This is a genomic window from Salinisphaera sp. RV14 (assembly GCF_052044135.1).
GTDB lineage: Bacteria > Pseudomonadota > Gammaproteobacteria > Nevskiales > Salinisphaeraceae > Salinisphaera.
In genome coordinates this window covers 34,724-59,490 of record NZ_JBQDYF010000002.1, presented here as the reverse complement: position 1 = coordinate 59,490, position 24,767 = coordinate 34,724, and the positions used below count along the sequence as shown (strand labels likewise).

The window sequence follows — 24,767 nt, the reverse complement described above, 5'->3', positions numbered from 1 at the left end:
GCGTGCTTGCGCGACATGGTTTCGCCTGGTCGGGCCGGTTTCCCCGGTCCCCCCCTCGTGCCTCGGCGTTAACGGCCCGGCCAGTGCGAATTATTCCGATGTCCTGCAGCGCAGCCACGCACCCGTTTCGCCGGTTGGGCCGGAGTTTCTCCCGGTCCCCCCCCTCGTGCCTCGGCGTAGCCCGGCCCGACTCGGCGGATTATCAAAGAAGAAAAGCACGGGCGGGTCACCCGCCCTCTCAAGGCCGCGAATCGCGGCCTTTTTTATGCCCGCCCCGGGGCCGGTGTCTCAACGCGCCGGCGCCGACGGCCCGGGCCGCCTTGCGAACCGGTCGCAGGATACCCGTGGCGCCTGTTTCAACTGGTGCTTGTGCCGCGGCCGGGTGCGCCCGTCAGGCGCGGGGTTCGAGCGCGGTGAGCAGTTTGTCGTGGATACCGCCGAAGCCGCCATTGCTCATCACCACGACCACATCACCCGGGCGCGCCTCGGCCGTGATCGCCGCCGCCAGCGCGTCGATATCATCGATGGCACGGAAACGGTCGCCGAGGGCGCGCATGGCGCCGGCCAGGTCCCAGTCGATGCCGGCATCGTAGCCGTAAACACGGTCTGCGCTTTCGAAGCTGGCCGCCAGGGTGTGCTCGTGCACGCCGGCCCGCATGGTATTCGAGCGCGGCTCGAAGGCCACCAGCACACGGCCTTGCGACCGCCCCGCGCTCAGACCATCCAGCGTGGTGCGGATGGCGGTCGGGTGATGAGCGAAATCGTCATAGACCGCCACCCCGCCCGGCGTGCCGCGGAGTTCCAGCCGCCGCTTGACGCCGCGAAATCCGGCCAGCGCGCGGATGGCAGCGCGTGGCTCGACGCCGGCATGCTCGGCTGCGGCGATCGCGGCACAGGCATTCGCGGCGTTGTGGGCGCCCTTGAGCGCCCAGGCCAGTTCGCCGACGACTTCGGGTCCCCAATGAATGCACAGCCGACCATGATCCGGGTGCAGGGGCTCGACATGCCACCCCGCCGTGCCGTTGAACGGCACCCGCGGCGTCCAGCAGCCCTGTGCGATGACGGTATCGAGCGCCGCGTCGGTCGCGTTGTGCACGATACGCCCCGAGCCCGGCACGGTGCGAAGCAGATGATGGAACTGGCGCTGGATCGCGGCCAGGTCATCGAAAATATCGGCGTGATCGAACTCGAGATTGTTGAGAATCAGCGTGCGCGGCCGGTAGTGAACGAACTTCGAGCGCTTGTCGAAAAAGGCCGTGTCGTACTCGTCGGCCTCGACCACGAACAACCTGGAATCACCGATCGCTGCCGAGGCCCCCAGATCCGCGGCGATGCCGCCGATCAGCCAGCCGGGTGCGGCCCCCTGGTCGACCAGTATGTGCGCGAGCATGCTCGCGGTGGTGGTTTTGCCATGCGTACCGGCCACCGCGAGCACCCAGCGATCGGCGAGCACGTTGTCCGCCAGCCACTGCGGGCCCGAGGTATAAGCGAGCCCCGCGTCGAGCATGTACTCGACCGCGGGGTTGCCGCGGGCCATGGCGTTGCCGACCACGACCTGATCCGGCGGCGGCTGCAGATGGCTCGGCGCATAGCCGTCCATGACCGCGATGCCGGCCTCGGCCAGCTGAGTGCTCATGGGCGGATAAAGACCCTGATCGGAGCCCGTGACCGTATGCCCGGCTGCCCGCGCCAGCAGCGCCACACCGGCCATGAACGTGCCGCCGATTCCCAGAATATGGATGTGCATCGCGAGCGCTAGCCGAGGGCCGAAAAGACCAGCATCAACAACAACTCGAAGCCGAGCGTTACGGTCACGCCGAAAAAGATCGGCACGTTGAGCGCATGCCGATAGATATGGGTATAGATCGCCAGGCCCCAGATCCCGACCACCAGATAAGCCAGCGCGAACAGCGGCGACGGCATCGGCACCTGCGACGGATCGGTCGCGCTGCGCAATGCATCCAGATAGGGCCGCAGGGCGCGCGTGGGGGCGAGCATGATCAGCGTGAGCACCGTCCCCGAGGAAAACAAGGCGGTCGCGGTCTGGTTGAAGCGATTCGACAAATGGCGCAGACGCAGGATCACCGCCACGTACAGCCCGAGCATGAGCGTTGCCAGGCCCGCCTGGACCAGCGCCGCCGCCAACGGGCCGACCAGCGCGACCTGAACGAACAGAACGATACAATAAGCCGCTATGCTGACCACCAATGTTGTCTGATCGCCGGGCATGTCCTGCGGCCCGCGGCGAAACAGCATGAGGTCGACGAGTCGGCGGACAAAATCCATGGTCAACGCGAAATCCCTATGAACGACAAGCTCGATGAAGCCAAGCGCATGATACCGAAGGCGCCGCAGCGCGTCGTCACGATCGAGGACGACGCCGCCCTGGCCGCGTTCGTGGCCGGACTGGCGGATCGCGACTGGATCGCCGTCGACACGGAGTTTCTGCGCGAGCGCACCTACTATCCGAAGCTGTGTCTGGTGCAGATCGCCGACACCGATCACATCGGCCTGATCGACGTCCTCGCGCTCTCCGACCTGACCCCACTGGCCGGACTGCTGACCGATGCGCGTGTGCGCAAGGTGTTTCACTCCGCCGAACAGGACCTCGAGGTGCTCTACCAGAGCTTCGGCACGATGCCGGCGCCGATCTTCGACACCCAGGTGGCCGCGCCGCTGCTCGGCTTCGACGACCAGATGGGCTATGCCCGCCTGGTCGAGGCGTTGCTCGACAAGAAACTGCCGAAGGGCCACACCCGCACCGACTGGAGCCACCGTCCGCTGCCGGACGGCGCGCTCGACTACGCCGCCGACGATGTCCGCTATCTGGCTGTCGCCTACCCGATGCTGCGTGAAACGCTCGCCGCCGCCGATCGGCTCGACTGGCTGGCCGGCGACTTCGAGCGCATGGTCGAGCCGGATCGTTTCGACGTCGATACCCGCGCCGCCTGGCGACGGATCAAGGCCTGGAACCGGCTCGCCCCGGTCGCGCAACAGGTTCTGGCCGAGCTCGCCGACTGGCGCGAGCGCGAGGCCATGGCCGCCGATCGGCCGCGGCGCTGGATTCTGGCCGATGCCCCCTTGATCGCCATCGCCGAAAGCCAGCCCACCCGCGATATCGACCTGGCGGACACGCCGGATCTGCCCGTGCGCACGCTGGAGCGACACGGCGATGCGCTACTGAACTGCGTGGCGCGCGGGCTGACGCGCCCGGCCGAGGTGCTGGACCCGAACGCCGGACCGCCGGACGAAGCCACGCGACGCCGGATCAAGACCGGCATGCGCGCCCTGGCCCGGGCCGCGGAAGCGGCCGACATACCACCGGCCGCGGTGGCCAGCCGGGCCGACGTGGCGGCGATCGTGGCCGGTCGGCGGGATGGCCGCCTGCTCCGGGGGTGGCGCGCGGAAGTTGCCGGACGCGCCGTGGTCGAGGCGGTGGAAAGCGCCCGCACCGACGCGGCCCGGGGCTGTTAATCCGGCATCAAAACAGCTGACTTCATCAGCTGTTTTCAACGCCTTCAAAAACAAACGACGGCACCTGCTCGTCTTTTATTTTCAAAGGCTTCGCGGCCAATGGCCGCGGCGATCATGCGGTCGCATACTCGCGCCATCAACCCGAAATCATCTATTTCCGGGCCGGGTAAATGACGCCGGGCGCGCCCGGTACCGGAGATCGGCGATACCGGCGCTGATGCGCGCAAAACCGCGCTTCAGACGTCGGCCAGGGCGGCCTTGATGCGCGCGTATATCTCGTCGACCGCGCCGACACCGGCCACCGGCTTGAGCAGACCGCGCTGCTCATAATAAGCCACGAGCGGCTGGGTCTGCTCCTGGTAAACCGACAGCCGATTGCGGATCGTTTCCTCGTTGTCATCGGCCCGGCCACGCGCCATCAGGCGACTCACGAGTTCTTCGTTGTCGACCTTGAGATGCACCACGCACTGCAGCGGGCGGCCGAGCTCGGTCAGCAGCTCGTCCAGGGTTTCGGCCTGGGCCTCGCTGCGCGGGAATCCGTCGAGGATAAAGCCATTTTCCGTGTCGGGCTGGTTGAGCCGCTCGCGCATCATGCCCACCACGATATCGTCGGACACGAGCTCGCCGGCATCCATCGCCGCCTTGGCCTTCAAACCCAACTCGGTCTGCTCCGCCACCGCTGTGCGCAGCAGATCACCCGTCGAGATCTGCGGCACGCCATATCCCTCGACGAGCTTGGCGCTCTGCGTTCCCTTACCCGAGCCAGGCGCGCCCAGCAGCACGATTTTCAGCATGATATCCCCGCCAAAAGACCTTTAAATTTCTAGGGTGGAGGCCGCCGCGCAGACTGCGACGTCCGATGCGCTGGCCGACGCTCGACGTTACTGTCTGCCCCCGGGCAAGTCAATTGTCTCAGGCTCTCGGGCTCACGTATGCTTGCCCGCAGACGATTGCGCCGGTCGCGGCTTACCCGCCGCTCGCGCGCTTCGACAGCCGGAGTTCAAGCCGGGGCCCGACCGTCGGCCGTGGCGCCGGCCAGCTCAAAAGGAAAGACACGGATGACGAAGAAGAACGCCTTCTATGCCCAGAGCGGCGGCGTGACCGCCGTGATCAACGCATCGGCCGCCGGCGTGATCGAGGCGGCCCGCGAGCACGGCGATACCATCGGCACGCTCTATGCCGGCCGCGACGGCATTGTCGGCGCGCTCACCGAGGACCTGATCGACACCTCGGCCGAGGACGACGCCACCATCGCGGCGCTGCGGCACACGCCCGCCGGCGCGTTCGGCTCGGCGCGCTACAAGCTCAAGGGCCTGGAGGAAAACCGCGCCGAGTACGAACGCCTGATCGAGGTGTTCAAGGCCCACGACATCGGCTACTTCTTCTATAACGGCGGCGGCGACTCGGCCGATACCTGCGCCAAGATCAGCCAGCTGGCCGACGCCCTCGGTTATCCCATCCAGGCGATCCATATCCCCAAGACCATGGACAACGACCTGCCGCACACCGACTGCTCCCCCGGTTTCGGCAGCGTGGCCAAGTACACCGCGGTCTCGATCCGCGAGGCCGGCTACGACCTGCACAGCATGTGCCGTACCTCGACCAAGGTGTTCATCCTCGAGGTGATGGGCCGGCACGCCGGCTGGACCGCTGCCGCCGGCGGGTTGGCCGCCGAGGAGGCGGGCGATGCGCCGCATATCCTGCTGTTCCCTGAAATCGCGTTCGATCGCGCGAAGTTCCTGGCCCGGGTCGATGAAACCGTCAAGACGTATGGCTACTGCACGATCGTGGCCTCGGAAGGCGTCGAGATCGGGGCCGAGTTCAAACGCGGCGACGGCCGCGAGGCCGATGCCTTCGGCCATGTACAACTGGGCGGCGTCGCGCCCCGGATCGCCGAGCTGGTCAAATCCGGGCTCGGCTACAAGTACCACTACGCCATTGCCGACTACCTGATGCGGGCCGCACGCCATATTGCTTCGGCAACCGATGTCGAGCAGGCCTACGCCGTCGGCCGTGCTGCGGTCGAGTACGCGGTGGCGGGCAAATCCGGCGTCATGGTGACCATCAAGCGCGAATCGGACGCGCCCTATCGCTGGTCGCTGGGCGAGGCGCCGCTGGCCGATGTGGCCAACGTCGAGAAATTCATGCCGCGCAATTTCATCAGCGAAGATGGCTTCCATATCACCGAGACCGCGCGCCGCTACCTCAAGCCGCTGATCGCCGGCGAGAACTATCCGCCCTATGTGGATGGCCTGCCGGACTATGCCCGGCTCAGGAACCAGGCGGTGCCGAAGAAGCTGAATACCGCATTCGAGGTCTGAATCCGTTGCCCGACGGCGGTTCAGACAGACTCGGCTTAGGCTTTTTGAGCCTATTGAGATAACCGCATTCTTGGTCGGCAAGCCGGCGGCACCAAGGCATCGACTTGCGGCCGGACCCGGTGCGCCGCCCCTGATCGAGGTTTCACGCGGGGTCGCCGGCTGGCCCGGCCGGGGCCAGCGCACATCAAGGCCGGCCCGGCGCATCCCGGCGGGCTTGCGCCGGTGTCGCGCGCTGTTCGGGTTTGCGCCCCGCCTTCGGTACACTAACGCCCGATTCTCAATCCACCAATCACAACGGAAGGCGCAGATGGGCTACGAAGCACTGACGCCGGGCAAGAACCCGCCCGAAGAAATCAACGTCATCATCGAAATCGTCGAGGGCTCCTCCTCGGTGAAGTATGAAGTGGACAAGGACAGCAACTGCCTGATGGTGGATCGCTTCATGAACGTCGCGATGCACTATCCGGCCAACTACGGCTTCGTGCCGAAGACCCTGTACGACGACGGCGACCCGGTCGACGTGCTGGTGCTCACCCCCGAGCCGATCGTGCCGGGCGCGGTGATCAAGTGCCGCCCGGTGGCCGTGCTGGGCACCGAGGACGAATCGGGCCTGGACGCCAAAATCCTGGCCGTGCCGACCGACAAGATCAGCACCGACTACTACAAGGACGTGCGCGATCTCGGCGACATCGACGACCGCCTGAAGAACAAGATCCAGCACTTCTTCGAACACTACAAGGACGAAGAAAAAGGCAAGTGGGTCAAGATCACCGGCTGGGAAGGCGTCGACAAGGCGAAGGCCGAGATCGAGAAATCCATCGAGGCCTACAACAAGGGCTGATCGCTGGCGCGCCATCCGATGCCCGGCCGAATGGCCGGCATTCGCGCGATGAAAATCCCCTGCCGAGCGCTCGGCGGGGGCTTTTTTCTGGCGACGCGGGCCACGTCGGCATGCCGGCGTGCCGGCCAACGCCCACACGGGCGACGATCACCGGCGGCGCACAATCAACGCTCCAGCAGTCGCGGCCGCAGCTCATGGAGATTGCACGGCCGCGTGCGAATATCGATCTGGTCGGCAATGAGCTTGTCCCAGCCGTCGGCCGCCGCGCCCGACGAACCCGGCAGGCAGAAGATGAACGTGGCCCTGGCCACGCCGGCGATCGCGCGCGATTGGAGCGTGGAGGTGCCGATGGCGTCGTACGACAACATCCGGAACATCTCGCCGAAGCCATCGATACGCCGATCGAACAGTACCTCGATCGCCTGCGGCGTGACATCGCGCCCGGTCAGCCCGGTGCCGCCGGTCGTGATCACCACGTCCGGGGCGTCATCGGCGATCCAGCGTGCGACGATCGCGCGCAATTCGTACACATCGTCCGGGCAGATACGCTTATCGTGCAGGATGTGGCCGGCCGCCTGCAGGCGTTCGACCAGAACGCGGCCGGACTTGTCGGTAGCCTCGGTGCGGGTGTCGGATACGGTCAGCACCGCAATTCGCAGCGGCGCGAATTCATCGGTCATGGGTCGAGCATTCCATGGCTGGGAAGGTTGAGCGCCACGATGCCATAAAACCGGGGCGTTGCCCGCGATGACGTGACGTCCGGTACGCGTTATACTTAAGTCGGTCGGTTCCACCCATATGCCATCGCACGGGCCCCGACCGAAGCCGCGCCGCCGAGCCTTCCGCTTGGCCGCCGAAGATCGACACGGACACTGCACAACAATCCAGGTCGGTCTGCTATTCACACCACCAGGACAATGCATGTCATTCGATTCCCTCGGCTTGTCGCCGCATCTGCTGGCGTCAGTCGCCGACTCGGGCTATAGCACGCCTACCCCGATTCAATCCAAGGCCATTCCGGCCATCATCGACGGCGCCGACGTATTGGGCGCGGCCCAGACCGGCACCGGCAAGACCGCGGCCTTCGTGTTGCCGATCCTCCAGCGCCTCGGCCAGACCCACGAGAAAAAGCCGCGCGTACTCGTGCTCGCCCCCACCCGTGAACTGGCCGCCCAGGTCGCCGAATCGGTGAGCACCTACGGCGCCAACACGCAGCTCAAGCGCACCGTCGTGTTCGGCGGCGTCGGCTATCAGCCGCAGATCACTGCGTTCAAGAAAGGCGTGGACATCATCGTGGCCACACCGGGCCGCCTGCTCGATCATTTGCAGAATGGCCACATCGATCTGTCGAATCTGAACACGCTGGTACTCGACGAAGCCGATCGCATGCTCGACATGGGCTTCATCCACGACATCAAGCGCGTGCTGAAGTATGTGCCGGCCAAGCGCCAGACGCTGTTGTTTTCGGCAACCTTCTCCAACGATATCCGCAAGCTGGCCGGTTCGCTGCTGACCCGGCCGATCGAGATCGATGTCGCCCCGCGCAACTCCACCGCCGAGCGTGTGGCCCAGCGCGTGATCATGGTCGAGAAGCCGCGCAAGCGCGCCGTGCTCAGCCATCTGATCGGTTCCAACAACTGGTCGCAGGTGCTGGTGTTCGCCCGCACCAAGCACGGTGCCAACCGGCTGGTGAAACAGCTGGAAACCGACGGCCTGACCGCCGCCGCCCTGCACGGCAACAAGTCGCAGAACGCGCGCACCAAGGCGCTGGACGGCTTCAAGAACGGCACGGTTCGCGTGCTCGTGGCTACCGATATCGCGGCCCGCGGCATCGATATCGACTCGCTGCCGCATGTAGTGAATTACGAGCTGCCCAACGTGCCCGAGGACTATGTGCACCGCATCGGCCGCACCGGCCGCGCCGGCGCCGAGGGCGAAGCCCTGTCGTTGGTGGGCCCGGAAGAACGCAAGGATCTCAAGAGCATCGAGAAGCTGATCGGCCGTCAGATCGAGCGCTTCCAGCCGGAAGGCATCGACCTGCGCGCACCGCAGGGCAGCACCGATACGGACGAAGACGATCGCCGGCCGGCGCGTCGCCCGGGCAACGGCAAGCCCTCCCGTGGGCGGCCCGGCAATGACAACAAGCCCCGCGCCAATGGCGACCAGGGCGCGCCACGTCAGGGCCAGCCGCATCACGAGCGCGCGCGCCACGAAGACGGCAGCGACAAACCGCGGCGCAGCAGCACCCGCCGGGGCAAGCGTGGCGGTCGCGGCGGCCAGCGCCAGGGCAACGGCGCGCCCAACTGATCGCGGCCCGCCGGCATTGATGCGCTTCGGCCATCGATGCGGCGCCCGCAAGGCGCGTCGGGCTTCGAGCCTGGCGCGCTTTTTTCATGGGCGCCGCGTCAGCCGGTCAGCGTGCTGGTACCGGCGAACAACACATACATGACTGTCATCGCCGTGGCGAAAGATAACGTGAGCGCAAAGAACGGCCCGGTTTCGAGCGCATGCTCGCGATACAGGCACAGCGCGAGATAAACACCGCCACTGATCAGAAACGACATCACCCAGTAGCACAGAGCGTAGGGCGCGCCGGCGACCACCAGCAGCCAGTAGATCGGCAGGGTGACGACCACCAGCAACACGAGACTCGCGATCGCGTAGGCCGCGCCGTAGAACCTGCGATGGGCCGTCATGGCCGCCCCCTGTGAGAACCCCGGGGCTTCAAATTAGCCTGCGCACAGGGCGACCGCAATAGCGCCCGGTCGCCCGGATGATGCGTCGGACCGGGCCCGCAAACCCGCGCGCATGCGCCACCCGGGCCGATGAATCGCCGATTGCGGTCGGTTCAGCCGCGGCGATCCTTTACAATCGCGCCCATGATCGCCTTCAAACATGTCACCCTCCGCCGCGGCCCGCGCAAACTCCTCGAAGATGTCGACCTGAGACTTCAGGCCGGCCAGCGCGTGGGCATCGTCGGTGCCAATGGCACCGGCAAATCCAGCCTGCTCGCCATGATGCTCGGCGAACTCGCGCCCGACGCCGGCGAGATCGATATTCCCGCCAGCGCCGAGATTGCCACCGTGCGCCAGCATGCGCCGGCCGGCGCCCAGCCGGCGATCGAGTTCGTGCTCGACGGCGATGTCGAATTGCGCGCGGTGGAGTCGCGTCTGGCCGAGGCCGAGGCCACCGGCGACGGCAACGCCATGGCCGAGCTGCACGGGCGCCTGGCCGAGATCGACGGCTATGCCGCCCGTGCCCGGGCCGCGCGGTTGCTGCACGGCCTGGGCTTCGCGCCGTCGACGCACGACGCCCCGCTCGACGATTTCTCCGGCGGCTGGCGCATGCGCCTGAATCTGGCCGCAGCACTCATGCGTCGCTGCGACCTGCTGCTGCTCGACGAGCCGACCAACCACCTCGACATGGATGCCGTGTTCTGGCTGCAGGAATATCTCGGCGCCCACCCCGCCACGCTGGTCGTGATCTCGCATGACCGCGATTTCCTCGATGCGCTGGCCACCCACACGCTGCATCTGGAACACGGCAAGGCGGTCCTCTACACCGGCAACTATTCCCGCTTCGAGATGATGCGCGCCGAAGCCAAGGCCCAGCAGCAGGCCGCCTTCGAAAACCAGCAGAAGAAGCTCAACCAGTTGCAGGGCTTCGTCGACCGCTTTCGGGCCCAGGCCACCAAGGCCCGGCAGGCGCAGTCCAAGCTCAAGCAGATGGAGCGCATGGAGAAAGTCGAGGCAGCACACTGGGATACGCCGTTCTCGTTCCAATTCCTCAAGCCCGACCGCCTGCCCGACACCCTGCTGCGCGTGGACGACGCCGATGTCGGCTATGGCGATGAACCGCTGGTGGCCGACATCAAGCTGCGGCTGATTCCCGGCGACCGGCTGGCCATTCTCGGGCGTAACGGCGCCGGCAAATCCACCGTCATGAAACTGTTGGCGGGCGAACTCGCGCCCATGGGCGGCGAAGTCCAGTACGACAAGTATCTCAACGTCGGCTACTTCGCCCAGCACCAGCTCGAAGTGCTGGACGATTCGGCCAGTGCCGCCCAGCATCTGCAGCGCCAGGACCCGAAGGCCTCCGAACAGCATATCCGCGATTTCCTCGGCGGTTTCGATTTCCGCGGCGACAAGGCGCTGGAGCCGATCGGCCCGTTCTCCGGCGGCGAAAAGGCCCGGCTGGCGCTGGCGCTGGTCGTGCACACCCAACCCAACCTGCTGCTGCTCGACGAGCCCACCAACCATCTCGATCTGGACATGCGCCATGCGCTCGAGACCGCCCTGGCCGGCTTCACCGGCGCGGTGGTGATGATCGCGCATGACCGCCACCTGATCGACGCCACCTGCGACCAGCTCTGGCGCGTCGCCGACGGCTCGCTGGAACCGTTCGACGGTGATCTGGACGACTACGCGAAATGGATATCGCGCCAGGCATCGGCGCGCGAAGGCAGCGATACGAAAAAGACCACCGCCGCCGGCGCCACGGGCGCGGCCAACCGGCGCAGCTCGGCCGAACAGCGGGCGAAGGAAAAACCCTTGCGCAACGCGCTGAAGAAGGCCGAGAACGAAATGGAGCGGCTGGCCAAGCAGATCGATAACGTCGAAGCCGAGCTCTCCAGGCCGAGCGTGTACGAAAACCCGACCGAGTCCGCGCGGCTGTCGCAGGAACAGGCCCGGCTGCGCAAGCAGCTCAATACCGCCGAGGCGACCTGGATGGAACACGCCGAAGCGCTGGATGCATTGCAAGCCGAAACGAGCGCTGCCTGATGGCCGAGCCGACCTTCTTCTGGCACGACTACGAAACCTTCGGCGCCGACCCCAGGCGCGATAAGCCGGCCCAGTTCGCCGGCATCCGCACCGATATGGATTTCAACGTCATCGGCGACCCGCTGGTGCTGTACTGCCAGCCGTCGGCCGACATGCTCGGCCACCCCGAGGCCACGCTGATCACCGGCATCACGCCGCAGTACGCGGCCGAACACGGCGTGCCCGAGCCCGAGTTCATCGAAACCATCGTCGCCGAAATGGCGCGACCGGGCACCTGCAGCGTCGGCTACAACAGCCTGGCGTTCGACGACGAAGTCACCCGCCATACCCTGTGGCGCAATTTCTTCGACCCGTATGCCCGCGAGTGGCAGAACGGCTGTTCCCGGTGGGACATCATCAACATGGTGCGGCTGACCTATGCGCTGCGCCCGGACGGCATCGAGTGGCCGAAGCGCGAGGATGGCGCCCCGAGCTTCAGGCTCGACCAGCTCGCCCCGGCCAACAACCTGGTCCAGGAGCGCGCGCACGATGCGCTGTCGGACGTATCCGCCACCATCGGCCTGGCCAGGCTGATCCGCGACAAGCAGCCGCGGCTGTACGACTACGTCCTCAACCACCGCGACAAGACCAGCGCCCGCCAATTGCTGGACATGGACACGCGCAAGCCGGCGCTGCACGTCTCGTCCAAATTCCCGGCCGAGAACGGCTGCCTGTCGCCGGTGATGCCGATCGCGGCCCACCCATCGAACAAGAACTGTCTCATCGTCTACGACCTGCGGGTGGACCCGGCGCCGCTGCTGGAACTGGCCCCCGACGAAATCCACGAGCGCATCTTCACCCCCAGCGCGGATCTGCCGGAAGACACGCCGAGAGTCGCGCTCAAGGGCGTGCATCTGAACAAATGCCCGGTTCTGGCGCCGTTCGAGATGATGCGCGAGAGCGAAGCCGCCCGGCTGAATCTCGACATCAACCAGTGCCGGCGCCACTGGAAGGCGATCCACGACCGGCTGACCGAGGTCGAGGCCAAGGCTACGGCGGTGTTCGATGCCCGCGTATTCGATGCCGACTCCGATGCCGAGGCTGCCCTGTACGACGGCTTCGTCTCCAACGACGACCGCAAGCGGGCCGACGCGGTACGCGCCACCGCCCCCGCCGAACTGGCCGACGGGGCCATTGTGTTCGCCGACAACCGGCTCAACGAACTGCTGTTCCGCTACCGCGCCCGGCACTTCCCGGATTCGCTGACCGACGCCGAACGCGACGACTGGCGCAACTGGGTCGCCAAGCGGCTGGAATTCGCGCCCGACGGCGGCCTGACGCTGGACGAATACGACGACGTCGTCGCCGCGCTCATGGAACGCGTCCAGGGCGATCCGGCCCGGCTGCAACTGCTGCTGGATCTGAAAGCCTGGGCCGACAAGCTGCGCGGCATGCTCTGACACCCCGCCCCGGGGCCCGCATGGCCCGTGAATCGGTGTATGGTGGCCGACGCCCCGCCGGCACCCGTCGGCAGCGCGACTTCATTTGAGCCGATATCCCTGCATGACCCCGAGCACGCCGAGCACTTCCCAGTTCGACCAGACGCTGATGGCGCTGGGCCAGGCCCGCCAGGCCGACCCGAATGCTTCCAATGCCCAGGCGCTGGCCGCCGCCGGCATGGTGCTGGCCGAGGAAGGCGGCCCCGCCGCCCTCTATCATCGCGTCAAACGCTTTGAGTCGGCGGGCGTGTTTCGCGGCACCGACTGGGACCACCCGGCTATTCTGCAGCCCGATATTGCCAAGCTCTCGCTACGCACCGGCGATGCGCAGACCACCGTCATCGAAGCACTCAGCCAGCTGCGCCTGCTGGCCGTCGCGCGCGGCGACTATGCGCACCCGCGCATCACCGCCGAGCACGCGCGCCAGTTCATCACCCAGGTCATGGCGCTCAACCTCGACCTGCTCTCCGGCCAGCTGCGGGAGGCCGACCGCGAACGGCCGTTTTCCCTCGGGCCGATGGTGGCCGCGCTGTACCAGTTCCAGGTCGAGGCGATGGGCTACGAGAGCATCCTCGACAGCCTGGTGGCGGAAGTCTGGCGTATTCTCGAACAACGCCCGATCGACGTCGACGACGTGCGCGAAATGGTCATCCAGATCGCCGAATGCCTGTTCGACCCGACGCTCGACACCGACAACACCGCCGCCCAGCAGCTCGTGAACTGCCTGTTCGCGCCCACGCCCGGCTGCGCCGAAGACCCCGGCGTGGATGTCTACCGCATGCGCCTGCCGACCTTCACCGACGACGAGCTGCGCGCCGAAGCCCAGGGGTTTGCCCAGGCCATGCACGACACCGGGTTGGTCTCGGTGTACAACGCCGTGTTCCTGCGCCACCTGCGGACCCCCGAAATCGGCGGCGAGCACCTGATCCCGGTCACGCTCGGGCTGGGCCGTACCGGCACCGATGCCTACCAGTGCCATACCGCGCTGGTGCACGAAATCATCGACGACATCATCTTCGTCGAGACCGCCCAGGCGGTCTATGGCCTCGCCCAGTTGCTCGAGCGCGGCACCCTGTTCAACGGCCCGGTCGCCGCCGGCCTGTCGCGCCAATTGCGCCTGCCCCTGTCGGCCGAGACGGAGGCCACGCTCAGCACCGCTTTCGGCGCGCGCCGCGCGCCGCGCGTATGGCTCATGGCCGGCGTGCTCAACCTGCTCGGCCAGCCGCTCGGCGTCGGCCAGGGCAACAACCCGACCTGCCAATCGGTGATCGGCCTGTCGATGTGGGCCGACAACGATCCGGACTACCTGCTCCAGCTCATCGCCTGGGCCGCGCGTGACAACGAAGTGCTGCTGCGCTTCGAGGGCGACATCGTCTCCTCCAAGGGCCTGGCGGCCGGGCTGGCCAAACAGCGCCCGCTGGACGTGGACCCGGTGTCAATGATTCTGGTGCCGCATCTGGACCGCATCTACATCGAAATGGGCCGGCTCTGCGGCGAACGCGACGACGACCTGCACCGCTGGATTCATCCCGAGTTCTACGGCTGGTGGGTCGGCAACGGCTTTCGCGTCGTCGCCAACGCCCGCACCGATCAGATCCAGGACCACGCCGCCTTCATCCGCGACTTCTACGCCAGCTACCACCCGGCCTATAACGGCGGTGTGCCGGTGATCCACCCGCAGCCGGCCGGCATCGCCGCCACCGACAGCGCCGCCCGCTACATCGGCCGCCACGCCATCGCCATCCGCCGCGTCGCGCTCGACCCGGACGGCGAAATGCGCGTCTATTTCTTCAACCCCAACAACGACAGCGGCCAGGACTGGGGCCAGGGGATCTGCACCGACACCCACGGCCACGGCGAACGCCATGGCGAGGCCAGCCTGCCCTTCCACCAGTTCGCCTCGCGCCTGTTCGTGTTCCACTACGACCCGCTCGAACAGGGCAATCGCGAGGGCGTGCCCGCCGAGGCCGTCGACACCGTCCTGGCACTGGCCAACGACAGCTGGACCGTCGCCTTCAAGCCGTAGCGCGAATTCACGCCGGCCGGGTACCCCATCCCGCCCGCTTTATGCGTAGCATGGGGGCGGATTCCACAACACCCTGCCCATGCTCCCTACCCTCACCGACATCGAAGCCCGCCTCATCGGCTGCCTGATGGAGAAATCCGTCACCACGCCCGACCAGATGCCGCTCACCCTCAACGCGCTTACCAACGCGGCCAACCAGAAGTCGGCCCGCGAACCGGTGATGTCGCTGACCAAGATCGAAGTGCAACGCGCCGCCCGCGCCCTGGCCGCGCGCAGCCTCGTTCAGATCGACGAAAACTTCAAAAGCGGTATCGAGAAATACAAGCAGCGGATGTGCGGCGCCGGCCAGTTCACCGACATCAAGCTCACCAAAGCCCAGTTCGCGATCCTGACCCTGCTGCTACTGCGCGGGCCGCAGACGCCCGGCGAAATCCGCTCCCGAGCCGGCCGGCTCTACGACTTTGCCACCAACGAAGACGTCGCCGCCGCCGCTCGGGAACTGATTGACGACGACGATCCCGACAACTCGGTGCTCGTCGAACTACCGCGCATGAAAGGCCGCAAGGAGGCCGAGTTCATGCATCAGCTCTGTGGCGCCGTGGATCTGGAGGCTCATGCCGGGATGGCGGCCGAAGGACCGGGGCGGTCGGCCGATAAGGAAAGGATTGCGGAGTTGGAGAAGCGGGTGGCGGAGTTGGAGGCAGAGAAGGCGGAGTTGTGGGAGCAGCTTGATGCACAGGGCAAGATCTGACCCCGGAAGCCGCGCGAACCTTTGGAGCCATGTCTTGTGGCGTGCATGGCTACCGAATGGATTAGCCTTTAATCACATCAGCATCCTGATTCCCGACTCCAACCCAGCGGCCTGCCCCATACCGTCTTGAACCTTCAGGGCCATATCTTGAATTGAAATATTTGCACAACACAAGACTGCCCCGGTAATTGCTGCAAAACATAGCGCGCTGATCTGTGGGATGCCCGTCGTGGATGTGCCTGCAACAGCGGCGATCGATTCGGACTCGGCTCAAGCCATGTGCGCAGCAACGGGATATCACCCGGCATTCTTCCGGGCTAGGATGAGCATCGGGCATTATCTAGGCTTGGGTCGGCTGACGGTTTCGGCAAGCTCAAGTCATCCATCGCCCTCGCGATGCCCGACCTCACCCCGCCGTATTGCACCTAGATTTATCAGTCCGCCGTTAGCCCAGGGAACGCCCGATGACCAGTGATGCCGAACCGGCTCTCTCCGCTACAACGGCCCGCGACCGTATCGCGAGCGGCGCGCTGTCCTGCGAAGCCCTCGCCCGGCAATGCCTGGCGCGTATCGAAGCCCGCGAATCCGGGATCCGGGCCTGGACGAACTGCGATCCACAAGCCGTGCTGGACGCCGCCCGGCAGCTCGACCGTGTGCCGGTGCAGGGGGCGTTGCACGGGCTGCCCGTGGGCATCAAGGACATATTCGATACCCACGACATGCCCACCGCCTACGGTTCGCCGATCTATACCGGGCGCACGCCGGCCGCGGACGCCGCGGCGGTCGCTCTGATCCGACAGGCCGGCGGGCTCGTCATGGGCAAGACGGTGACCACCGAGTTCGCTTTCTTCAATCCCGGCAAGACCCGCAACCCACACGACTGCCAACGCACACCGGGGGGATCGTCCAGCGGCTCGGCGGCCGCGGTCGCTGCCGGTCAGGTACCGCTGGCCATCGGCACCCAGACGGCGGGCTCGGTCATTCGGCCGGCGTCGTTCTGCGGTATCGTCGGCTACAAGCCGTCTTACGGCTGGATCAGCCCGGCCGGCCTCAAGCCCGCGGCCTGGTCGCTGGACACCGTGGGCGTTTTCGCCGCCGATGTCCCCGGTGCCGCGCTACTTGGCAGCGTGCTCAGTGGCCGCGATCTGAGAATCGATACCGCATCCGGCACGCTGCCGCGCTTTGGCTTTTGCCGTACCCCGCAATGGCACGCAGCCCGTTCGGCCACGCGCACGGCCTGCGATACGGCGATCAACCGTGTAACCGCGGCCGGCGGCGATGTCGAGACCGTGACCCTGCCGGCTATCTTCGACGACCTGCTTGCGGCCCAGGAAACGATCATGGCCTTCGAAGCCGCGCGCTGCCTGGCGTTCGAGCACGACCGGCACCGCCGCCAACTCAGTGACCGGCTGGCCGCGCTGCTCGATCACGGGGCGACGATCGCCGCCGGCCACTACGAGGCCGCGCGCCGTCTCGCCGCGCAGTGTCGCGCTGCGTTTGCGGATTGCCTGGCCGAGGTGGATGTGTTGCTTACGCCCAGTGCGCCCGGCGAGGCGCCGCTGGCGACCTCGGGCACCGGCGATCCGGTTTTCAATCGGATCTGGACGCTGCTCGGCGTGCCCTGCGTCAACGTGCCCGGCCTGACCGGCCCGAATAACCTGCCGGTCGGCATTCAGCTGATCGGATCGCGCGACGGGGATGCCGCGCTTTTACGGGCCGCCCAATGGCTGGCGCAGGCGTTCGAAAGCGCCCCCGCCGATCCCGACCGAAAAGTCCGGTAAGGCAAGTTCACGCCATGATGGGCAACGCATGGGGCTGCTGGGAGTCGGGACCAAGGCGTGTTGCTGCCTCACACAGCACCGCGCCCGGCGCTACGACTTCCGTCTATAAGTAAAAACGCAACCCTATGAATCCTCATTACTCTTAGGCTTAAGATAAGACCATTAACGAAGTCTCTGTTGATCCCCGGTCTCGGCTGCACCGACAGTAGCTCAGTGGGTGACGCGAAAATAAATCAACAAAACCCTCTTGTTGCAAAGGCACCGGATGCGCGCGGATGACTTCGGTCACCGGCGCATACGGCCGTGACAAGAGCGTAAGCCAGATAACGCGTGACGCCATGGGGCCGCTCGCCGATCCGCGGATCGGCATATCGTCGCCGTCTATTGAATCCAGGTTGCAACGGACGCCGGCAGGGCGCGACGTCAAAGGCTGTACGGCACCCCGGGTGCCGCCTATCGGAGGAATCGAAAATCATGTCAACTCGTAGATCGAACGGGTTCGGACCGGCCACGAGCCGCCGCGCCTTCATGAAGACCGGATTGGGCGCGGCGGGCGCGCTGATGTTGCCCGGCGCACTGCTCAATACCGCCTGGGCCAAGGACTACCCCAGCCTCGGGACCTTCCCGGCCGGGGCGAGCGGCGACAGTGTCTTCGTCGGCCTGAGCGTGCCGTTGACCGGCGCCTATTCCACCGCCGGCCAGGATGAGAAGAAGGGCTACGAGCTGGCCTTCGAGCACATCAACAACGGCACCGGCATGGCCGCGATGATGGATTCGCTCAAGGGCAGCCAGGGCGTGCTCGGCAAGCACGTGGAGTACGGCATCGGCGACTCGGAGACCAAGCCCAACAGTGCTGTCCAGGTGCAGACGCGTTTCATCCACGAAAAGAAAGCGATCATGATCAGCGGCTGCTCGAGCAGTGCGGTGGCGATCGCGCTTGAGAAACTCGCCCAGCGCGAGAAAGTGGTCAACATGGTCGGGGCCAGCGGCTCCAACGACACCACCGGCAAGGACTGCCAGCGTTACGGCTTCCGCTCGCAGCCCTCGGCCTATATGGCCGGCAAGGCGCTGGCACCGGTCGTGGCCAAGGAAATCGGCACCAACGTCAAGGCCGCTTACCTCGTGCCCGATTACACCTACGGCCACACCGTGTTCGACTCCACCCGCGAGTTCACCGAGAAACAGGGCTGGAAGACGGTATCGAAAGTGCTGGTGCCGGTGGGGGCCTCCGACTACAGCTCCTACCTGCTCAACATCGCCAACAGCGGCGCCGATGTGTTCGTGAACGTGTGCTTCGGCAACGACTCGGTGGCCTCCAGCAAGCAGGCCCAGCAGTTCGGCATCCTCGACAAGATGAAGATGGTGGTGCCCAACATCTCGCCCTTCCAGGCTTCCGAGCTCGGCCCCGACATCATGGCCGGCGTCTACGGCACGCTCGATTTCTGGTGGACGATGGCCGATCGCAACGACTACGCGAAGACCTTCGTCGATTCGTTCGAGAAGAAATACGGTTCCAAGCCGCGGTGGACGGCCCACATCGCCTATCTGCAGTCGATGATCTGGGCCGATGCGGTCACCCGTGCCGGTACCTTCTATCCGCCCGAGGTGATCAAGACCCTGGAAAGCGGCAAGCACATCCAGAGCACGCTGGGCGAGGTCTACTACCGCGCCGAGGACCACCAGATGGTGCGTGAAGTGCCGGTGGTCGTCGGCAAGAGCAAGAGCCAGATGAAGAGCAAGGAGGACTACTTCGAGATCGTCGGCGTCACGCCGGGCAAGGATGTCATGCCGCCGCCCGGCACCTTTGCCTGCAAGCTCGGTTCCTATACCTAGACCCGTGCCGCCGGCGGTGCCGGTGCGGCGGTCGATCGCCGTGCCGGCGCCGCACTCTTGCCGAATACCGGATCATCCCGATTCACGGGCTCTGATCCGGCGCTTTGATGGGCTTGTCCCGCGGGTTCAACAGGACTTGTCATGCCGAATCTCTCGCTGTTGCTGTCGCAGCTGTTCAACGGGCTGGCGCTGGGCACGCTGCTGGCGCTGATCAGTACCGGTCTTACCATTATTCTCGGCACGCTGGGCGTGCTGAATTTCGCGCACGGCGCCCTGTTCATGGTGGGCGCCTATGTCGGCTATGCGGTGATGCAGACCACGCATTCCTTCGTGCTGGCCGTCACCTGCGGTGCGTTGTTCGTGCTCGTGCTCGGCGTAATCATCGAGCGCGGCCTGATCCGGCTTTACTACGATCGCCCGCCGGAAGACCAGATCCTGATGACCTTCGGCCTGGGCATCGTGATCGTCGAAGTCGTGCGTCTGATGTTCGGCGGCATCAGCCGCCGCATGGCGGTGCCGGACTGGGGCAACGGCATCTTCAACATGGGCTTCATGATCTACCCCAAATATCGCTTGATCGTGATGGTGATCGTCGCGGTCACGCTGCTGATCCTCTACCTGGTGTTGTATCGCACGCGGCTGGGGCTGGTCGTGCGGGCCGGTATCGAGGACCAGCGCATGGTCGGCTTGCTCGGCCTCAACGTGCAGCGCACCTTCATGGTGGTCTTCGGCCTGGGCGCGATGGCGGCCGGCTATGCGGGGGCCATCGACGCGCCGATCGTGTCGGTCACGCCCGATATGGGCGAGCAGGTGCTGGTGGAATCGTTCGTCGTGGTCGTGATCGGTGGGCTCGGCTCCTTTCCCGGCGCCATCCTAGGCGGGCTGATCGCCGGCGAGATCATCAGCCTCACCTCCATGTTCAATCCGGCCTACTCGCAGGTCATGCTCTACGCGGCCATGGCGCTGGTCCTGGTACTGCGGCCCCAGGGGCTGTTCGGTCAGGAGGGGCGGGAATGAGCATGCTATTGCCGCGACGCGGCGCCGGGGGCGGCGGCTGGCGGGTGGAGTTGACGGTGGCCGCCGGTCTGATCATCGCGCCCTTCATCCTGCCCTGGATCGGGCTCAACGCCGATACCATGGCGCGCATCATGATCTGGGGGCTGTTCGGTCTCGGCTTCGACCTGCTGTTCGGCTACACCGGCCTGCTGTCCTTCGGCCAGGCCGCCTTCTTCGGGACGGGCGGCTTCATCAGTGCGTATCTGCTGGTCAACGGGCTGGTACCCAATGTCTACGCCGCGCTGCTGATCGGCACGTTGCTGGCCGCGGTCTACGGGGCGGTGATCGGGGTGTTCGCACTGCGCCGGATCGGCATCTATTTCGCCATGATCACGCTGGCCTTCGGCGAGATGTCGTTCTTTCTGGAAAACTCGCCACTGTCGGCCTTCACCGGCGGCGAGAACGGCCTGCCCGGCGTGCCGGCGCCGGTCCTGCATCTCGGCGTGGCCACGATCGTCGTGAAGTCCGGCGAGTGGAGCATGTACGGCTTCATGGCTGCACTGTTCCTGGTCGGATTCGTGCTCGCCCGGCGCATCGTCAAATCGCCGTTCGGCGCGGTGCTCATGGCCATCCGCGAAAACACGCCGCGCGCCATCGCCTGCGGCCACAGCGTGCAGAAGTACAAGCTCACGATATTCATCGTGGCGGCGGCCTATGGCGGCTTCGCCGGCGGCCTGCTCGGCATCCTGCAGGCCTACATGCCACCCGACGCCTTCGCCCTGCAAACCTCCGGCCAGTTGGTGATGCAGACGGTAATCGGCGGCAGCGGCACGCTTATCGGCCCGCTGCTGGGGGCCACGATCTGGCTGTACCTGCGCGAGGTACTGCAGCATATTCCCGAGATCGGTGCCCTCTGGAAGCTGATCCTGGGCGCGGTTTTCGTGATCCTCGTGACCCTGTTCCGTCGCGGCATCTGCGGCGAGATCCTGCGCTACATGCAGCCGCGCCCGACCGGCGGCCCGGTCGAGCCCGCCTCCGGTAGCGAATCGCCACCCAGACCGCGATCCGCAGATCAGGCAGGCGCACAACCGGTATCAGCCCAACCGAGGACGACCGACGATGCACCGGTCGTGCTCGAAACACGCGGCCTGAGCAAGCACTTCGGCGGCGTGCATGCGGTCACCACCGTGGACTTCACGGTGCGGGCCGGCGAGGTGCGCGCCCTGATCGGCCCCAACGGGGCCGGCAAGAGCACGTTCTTCAAAATGCTCACCGGCGAACACATCCCCACCGCGGGCGACATCTTCTTCCGCGGCGAACGAATCACCAAGCACGGCCCCGCGGCGGTCTCACAGCTCGGCATGAGCAAGAGCTATCAGATCAATCAGCTGTTCGTGAACCTGACCGTGCGCCAGAATCTGACCATTCCGGTGCTCGCGCGCCGGCGCGGCGCATTCCGCCTCGACATGCTGCGGCGGCTGGAACGCTGGGATGAGATCAACACCAAGGTCGACTCGCTCATGGCCCTGATGGGCCTGTCCGAACGCGCCGACCAACCCACCAGCGTACTGGCCTACGGCGAAAAACGCAGGCTCGAGATCGGCCTGGCGCTGGCCATGGAGCCCGAGGTGCTGCTACTGGACGAGCCACTGGCCGGCATGAGCCCGTCGGAACGCGCCGATACGGTGGCATTGCTGCAGCGGCTCCGGGTCGGTCGCACGCTGATCGTGGTGGAACACGATATGGATGCGATCTTCGAACTGGCCGAGCACATCACCGTGTTCTACGAAGGCGAGAAACTGGCCGAAGGCACGCCCGAGCACATCAAGGGCCACCCGAAAGTCCAGGAAGCCTACCTCGGAGGGATGGAAGAAAATGAGCTTGCTTGAGGTCGACCGCATCGACAGTTTCTATGGCGACTCGCATATCCTGTTCGGCCTCGACCTGCACGTGGAGCGCAACGAAGTCGTGGCCCTGCTCGGTCGCAACGGTGCGGGCAAGACCACCACGCTCAATTCGCTGATGGGTGTAGTCCGGCCCCGGTCCGGCACCGTCACCTTCGACGGCGAACCCATCCAGGGCCGCCCGCCCTACCAGATCGCGCGGGCGGGCATGCAACTGGTACCGGAGGAACGGCGCATCATTGGCGCGCTGACCGTCCACGAGAACCTCAAGCTGGCGGCACTGACCGCGACCGACGCCTGGTCCTTCGACCGTATCTACGACACCTTCCCGCGGCTCGCGGAGCGGCGCCGCAGCGGCGGCCAGGACCTGTCCGGCGGCGAGCAGCAGATGCTGGCGATCGCACGGGCACTGATCCGCAATCCCAAGCTGATTCTGCTGGATGAGCCGTTCGAAGGCCTCGCGCCCTTGATCGTGAAAGATCTGGTCCGGATTTGCGGCGAGCTGGCCGCGGCCGGCCAGACCTTCGTCGTGGTCGAGCAGAACGTGGCGGCCGCACTGTCCCTGGCCACTCGCTGCTATGTCATCAATAACGGCCACAAGGTCTACGAGGGCACGCCCGGCGAATTACGCGCCGACAAGGACGTCATGAGCCGTTATCTCGGGGTCTGAGGCCCGGAGCTGGGCGGCGAGCCGCCATTTCGACGCCAGACGGGCTTCGTGGGCGGTAACCGCGACCAGGCTTGCAACCGTCCCGGGCGGGGCGGGGCGGGCAACCGGCCTGTTGGGCGGAAAGCCGAATTTGGCGAATAAATCACTAAACTGACGGTTTTCGGATCACTCGTGCGGTGATACCGCATAATACATATTGCCGCAGCGGGACCAGCGTAATAACCGTGGCCGTCATTGCCCCACAAGACAAGACTGTCGCCGACACGGCGCCGCAGCAACCGGGCCGCCTGGCGCCCGATAAAGACCACTTCCCAGCGCGCCCGAGGGAGCCTCACCACTGGGCGGCAAGGGGGAAACCCCAGCGCTGACCGGCAGGAAAAGGACGGCATCCGCACACCCGATATGGCGCATACGACTAACGGATTAATCGTCCCGAAAAGGCCCGAAAAAAGGCCGCTTGACGGCCGCCCATACCAAATCCCTTTGTCATTTTTTCATAATCGCATGACCGCGACTTGACACTTTTGCTCGCCCCGCCTTATACCACTTGGCAAGTTGGATATGACGGCTTTCGCGAGACACATAGCCTTGCGGCAGCGCGGCCGATCAAATCGTGCCTCGGCGTACGGACTGAAGCAGGGAGATACGTTCCAGTCCGCCACGCCCGGCACGGCCTGCCATGGCAGGATATCCAGCAATCGGGTTCGGGCCGATGGGGCCCGTGTAATCAGCATGCTCAGGGGGTTCTAAACCAATGCGTTCCATCAACAAATACCTGCTGCCGTCGGCAGTTTCGCTCGTTACCGCCATGGGCGTCGCCGCCCCGGCCGCACAGGCTTTCGATTTCAAGGTATCCGGTCAGGTCGACCGTGCCGTGACCGCCGTGGACAACGGCAAGAACACCGACGTCGGCTTCGTCGACAATACCGGCTCCAACACCCGGTTCCGCTTCACCGGCGACCAGATGATGAGCAATGGCATGAAGGTCGGTTTCGACTACGAAGTCGGGCTCGGCAACAACTCCAGCGGCGGCTGGGATATCAAGAATGCGGGTAACGAGCAGAACAACTTCTACGATAACCGCGAGGCCAATATCTACGTGGAAGGCAACTTCGGTCGCTTCACGCTGGGCAAGGTGGATGGCGCGGCCAATGCCGGTTCCGAAGTCGACTATTCCGGCCTGACCTACCTGGGTGGTGGCGTCGATTTCGCGGATTATGCGGGTGGCGTTGCATTCACAGGCAAAAACGGTAAGTACGTCGTTGACTCTAGTGGCAAACCGGCAACAGTCGGTCGCGTTTTCAACGAGTTCGATGCCCTGTCGCGCCAGAACGCGATTCGCTATGACTCGCCCACATTCAGCGGCGTGACGTTGTCCGCCAGCGTCGACAGCGGCCATGCCTACGAACTAGCCGGTCGCTATGCGAAGGACTTCGCGCGCGGGGGCAAATTTGGCTTGGCCGCCGTTTATGTCGACTCCCAGGATCATGGCCAGAAAATCAATTACGCCACCAGCACCTACATTAACGGGGATCGCTTCAAGGAAATGGGTGGGTCAGCGTCGCTGCTGCTGCCTTCGGGTATTGTGTTCACCGTCTCCGGCAAGCATCGCGACTACGTGAACTCCGGGCACAACAGCGCCAACAACTACTTCGCCGGCATCGGCTACGTGAAGGGCAACAACCATTTCCAGGTCAACTATGACCGTACGGATGGCGCCTACATGGATGGCAGCAAGGGCAACCAGTACGGCCTGGCCTACCGTCGTGACTGGACCAAGAGCATCCAGCTGTATGCCTCCTACCATCTGTACACGGCCAGCGGCCTGGGCACGAGCGTCAAGGACATCAACCAGATCTATACCGGTGTCCGCCTGAAGTTCATGTAGTCTGAGCCGACTATTCGGTGTAT

Annotated in this window: 19 protein-coding genes; 14 read left to right on the top strand and 5 right to left on the bottom strand. The window is 65.4% G+C overall.

Annotated features, from left to right (window positions below; all coding sequences use genetic code 11):
- Positions 1-391: 391 nt before the first annotated feature.
- Together mpl and ACS8Y6_RS03130 are read right to left on the bottom strand one after the other, a co-directional pair.
- Positions 392-1,747: a UDP-N-acetylmuramate:L-alanyl-gamma-D-glutamyl-meso-diaminopimelate ligase gene (mpl, locus tag ACS8Y6_RS03135; protein ID WP_440854959.1), complete on the bottom strand. Its 1,356-nt coding sequence runs from the start codon at positions 1,745-1,747 to the stop codon at positions 392-394.
- Between the two features lie 8 nt (positions 1,748-1,755).
- The gene (locus ACS8Y6_RS03130; RefSeq protein ID WP_440850221.1) at positions 1,756-2,286 is read right to left on the bottom strand and encodes a hypothetical protein; all 531 of its coding nucleotides are present in this window, start codon (positions 2,284-2,286) and stop codon (positions 1,756-1,758) included.
- An 18-nt stretch (positions 2,287-2,304) separates the two neighbouring features.
- Here ACS8Y6_RS03130 and rnd point away from each other — a divergent pair, with 18 nt between their 5' ends.
- The gene (gene rnd, locus ACS8Y6_RS03125) at positions 2,305-3,474 is read left to right on the top strand and encodes a ribonuclease D (protein WP_440854958.1); all 1,170 of its coding nucleotides are present in this window, start codon (positions 2,305-2,307) and stop codon (positions 3,472-3,474) included.
- A 236-nt stretch (positions 3,475-3,710) separates the two neighbouring features.
- Here the strand turns inward: rnd and ACS8Y6_RS03120 are convergent, their stop codons facing one another.
- Complete coding sequence (locus ACS8Y6_RS03120) at positions 3,711-4,268, bottom strand: adenylate kinase (protein ID WP_440850219.1); 558 nt, start codon at positions 4,266-4,268, stop codon at positions 3,711-3,713.
- A 264-nt stretch (positions 4,269-4,532) separates the two neighbouring features.
- Between ACS8Y6_RS03120 and ACS8Y6_RS03115 the strand changes: the two genes are divergently transcribed.
- Together ACS8Y6_RS03115 and ppa are read left to right on the top strand one after the other, a co-directional pair.
- Positions 4,533-5,795, top strand: coding sequence for a 6-phosphofructokinase (locus tag ACS8Y6_RS03115; protein WP_440850218.1), 1,263 nt, complete (start codon positions 4,533-4,535; stop codon positions 5,793-5,795).
- Between the two features lie 307 nt (positions 5,796-6,102).
- Positions 6,103-6,636 (top strand): inorganic diphosphatase, encoded by a 534-nt coding sequence (gene ppa / locus ACS8Y6_RS03110; protein ID WP_109993932.1) that lies wholly within the window; start codon positions 6,103-6,105, stop codon positions 6,634-6,636.
- Positions 6,637-6,800: 164 nt separating this feature from the next.
- On the opposite strand, the gene moaB is transcribed toward ppa, so the two are convergent.
- Positions 6,801-7,316, bottom strand: a complete 516-nt coding sequence (moaB, locus tag ACS8Y6_RS03105) for a molybdenum cofactor biosynthesis protein B (RefSeq protein ID WP_440854957.1) — start codon at positions 7,314-7,316, stop codon at positions 6,801-6,803.
- Positions 7,317-7,557: 241 nt separating this feature from the next.
- Here moaB and ACS8Y6_RS03100 point away from each other — a divergent pair, with 241 nt between their 5' ends.
- Complete coding sequence (locus ACS8Y6_RS03100) at positions 7,558-8,943, top strand: DEAD/DEAH box helicase (RefSeq protein ID WP_440850216.1); 1,386 nt, start codon at positions 7,558-7,560, stop codon at positions 8,941-8,943.
- Positions 8,944-9,041: 98 nt separating this feature from the next.
- On the opposite strand, the gene ACS8Y6_RS03095 is transcribed toward ACS8Y6_RS03100, so the two are convergent.
- Positions 9,042-9,332 (bottom strand): hypothetical protein, encoded by a 291-nt coding sequence (locus tag ACS8Y6_RS03095; RefSeq protein WP_440850215.1) that lies wholly within the window; start codon positions 9,330-9,332, stop codon positions 9,042-9,044.
- Positions 9,333-9,515: 183 nt separating this feature from the next.
- On the opposite strand from ACS8Y6_RS03095, the gene ACS8Y6_RS03090 reads away from it, so the two are divergent.
- The 10 genes from ACS8Y6_RS03090 to ACS8Y6_RS03045 all read left to right on the top strand — a co-directional run bounded on the left by ACS8Y6_RS03090 (position 9,516) and on the right by ACS8Y6_RS03045 (position 24,744).
- On the top strand, positions 9,516-11,417 hold the full coding sequence (locus tag ACS8Y6_RS03090; protein ID WP_440854956.1) for an ATP-binding cassette domain-containing protein: 1,902 nt from the start codon (positions 9,516-9,518) through the stop codon (positions 11,415-11,417).
- Entirely contained in the window at positions 11,417-12,856 is a 1,440-nt protein-coding gene (gene sbcB / locus ACS8Y6_RS03085; RefSeq protein ID WP_440854955.1) for an exodeoxyribonuclease I, read from the top strand. The genes ACS8Y6_RS03090 and sbcB overlap by 1 nt, the downstream gene beginning before the upstream one ends.
- A 103-nt stretch (positions 12,857-12,959) precedes the next feature.
- Positions 12,960-14,921, top strand: coding sequence for a hypothetical protein (locus ACS8Y6_RS03080; RefSeq protein WP_440854954.1), 1,962 nt, complete (start codon positions 12,960-12,962; stop codon positions 14,919-14,921).
- 79 nt (positions 14,922-15,000) lie between these two features.
- The gene (locus tag ACS8Y6_RS03075; RefSeq protein ID WP_440854953.1) at positions 15,001-15,672 is read left to right on the top strand and encodes a YceH family protein; all 672 of its coding nucleotides are present in this window, start codon (positions 15,001-15,003) and stop codon (positions 15,670-15,672) included.
- Positions 15,673-16,136: 464 nt separating this feature from the next.
- A complete protein-coding gene (locus ACS8Y6_RS03070; RefSeq protein ID WP_440854952.1) occupies positions 16,137-17,453 on the top strand; it encodes an amidase in 1,317 nt (438 codons plus the stop codon).
- Positions 17,454-17,927: 474 nt separating this feature from the next.
- Entirely contained in the window at positions 17,928-19,286 is a 1,359-nt protein-coding gene (locus ACS8Y6_RS03065) for an ABC transporter substrate-binding protein (protein WP_440850203.1), read from the top strand.
- A 141-nt stretch (positions 19,287-19,427) separates the two neighbouring features.
- The gene (locus ACS8Y6_RS03060; protein WP_440854951.1) at positions 19,428-20,303 is read left to right on the top strand and encodes a branched-chain amino acid ABC transporter permease; all 876 of its coding nucleotides are present in this window, start codon (positions 19,428-19,430) and stop codon (positions 20,301-20,303) included.
- 2 nt (positions 20,304-20,305) lie between these two features.
- Complete coding sequence (locus tag ACS8Y6_RS03055; RefSeq protein WP_440850250.1) at positions 20,306-22,171, top strand: branched-chain amino acid ABC transporter ATP-binding protein/permease; 1,866 nt, start codon at positions 20,306-20,308, stop codon at positions 22,169-22,171.
- Entirely contained in the window at positions 22,158-22,856 is a 699-nt protein-coding gene (locus ACS8Y6_RS03050; protein ID WP_440850201.1) for an ABC transporter ATP-binding protein, read from the top strand. Before ACS8Y6_RS03055 ends, ACS8Y6_RS03050 begins: the two co-directional genes overlap by 14 nt.
- Positions 22,857-23,610: 754 nt before the next feature.
- Positions 23,611-24,744, top strand: coding sequence for a porin (locus ACS8Y6_RS03045; protein WP_440850200.1), 1,134 nt, complete (start codon positions 23,611-23,613; stop codon positions 24,742-24,744).
- Positions 24,745-24,767: the final 23 nt, after the last annotated feature.

Bases quoted from the DNA above. Each gene is read 5' to 3' on its own strand.
- mpl (WP_440854959.1), bottom strand. From the start codon at position 1,747: ATGCACATCCATATTCTGGGAATCGGCGGCACGTTCATGGCCGGTGTG.
- ACS8Y6_RS03130 (WP_440850221.1), bottom strand. From the start codon at position 2,286: ATGGATTTTGTCCGCCGACTCGTCGACCTCATGCTGTTTCGCCGCGGG.
- rnd (WP_440854958.1), top strand. From the start codon at position 2,305: ATGAACGACAAGCTCGATGAAGCCAAGCGCATGATACCGAAGGCGCCG.
- ACS8Y6_RS03120 (WP_440850219.1), bottom strand. From the start codon at position 4,268: ATGCTGAAAATCGTGCTGCTGGGCGCGCCTGGCTCGGGTAAGGGAACG.
- ACS8Y6_RS03115 (WP_440850218.1), top strand. From the start codon at position 4,533: ATGACGAAGAAGAACGCCTTCTATGCCCAGAGCGGCGGCGTGACCGCC.
- ppa (WP_109993932.1), top strand. From the start codon at position 6,103: ATGGGCTACGAAGCACTGACGCCGGGCAAGAACCCGCCCGAAGAAATC.
- moaB (WP_440854957.1), bottom strand. From the start codon at position 7,316: ATGACCGATGAATTCGCGCCGCTGCGAATTGCGGTGCTGACCGTATCC.
- ACS8Y6_RS03100 (WP_440850216.1), top strand. From the start codon at position 7,558: ATGTCATTCGATTCCCTCGGCTTGTCGCCGCATCTGCTGGCGTCAGTC.
- ACS8Y6_RS03095 (WP_440850215.1), bottom strand. From the start codon at position 9,332: ATGACGGCCCATCGCAGGTTCTACGGCGCGGCCTACGCGATCGCGAGT.
- ACS8Y6_RS03090 (WP_440854956.1), top strand. From the start codon at position 9,516: ATGATCGCCTTCAAACATGTCACCCTCCGCCGCGGCCCGCGCAAACTC.
- sbcB (WP_440854955.1), top strand. From the start codon at position 11,417: ATGGCCGAGCCGACCTTCTTCTGGCACGACTACGAAACCTTCGGCGCC.
- ACS8Y6_RS03080 (WP_440854954.1), top strand. From the start codon at position 12,960: ATGACCCCGAGCACGCCGAGCACTTCCCAGTTCGACCAGACGCTGATG.
- ACS8Y6_RS03075 (WP_440854953.1), top strand. From the start codon at position 15,001: ATGCTCCCTACCCTCACCGACATCGAAGCCCGCCTCATCGGCTGCCTG.
- ACS8Y6_RS03070 (WP_440854952.1), top strand. From the start codon at position 16,137: ATGACCAGTGATGCCGAACCGGCTCTCTCCGCTACAACGGCCCGCGAC.
- ACS8Y6_RS03065 (WP_440850203.1), top strand. From the start codon at position 17,928: ATGTCAACTCGTAGATCGAACGGGTTCGGACCGGCCACGAGCCGCCGC.
- ACS8Y6_RS03060 (WP_440854951.1), top strand. From the start codon at position 19,428: ATGCCGAATCTCTCGCTGTTGCTGTCGCAGCTGTTCAACGGGCTGGCG.
- ACS8Y6_RS03055 (WP_440850250.1), top strand. From the start codon at position 20,306: ATGCTATTGCCGCGACGCGGCGCCGGGGGCGGCGGCTGGCGGGTGGAG.
- ACS8Y6_RS03050 (WP_440850201.1), top strand. From the start codon at position 22,158: ATGAGCTTGCTTGAGGTCGACCGCATCGACAGTTTCTATGGCGACTCG.
- ACS8Y6_RS03045 (WP_440850200.1), top strand. From the start codon at position 23,611: ATGCGTTCCATCAACAAATACCTGCTGCCGTCGGCAGTTTCGCTCGTT.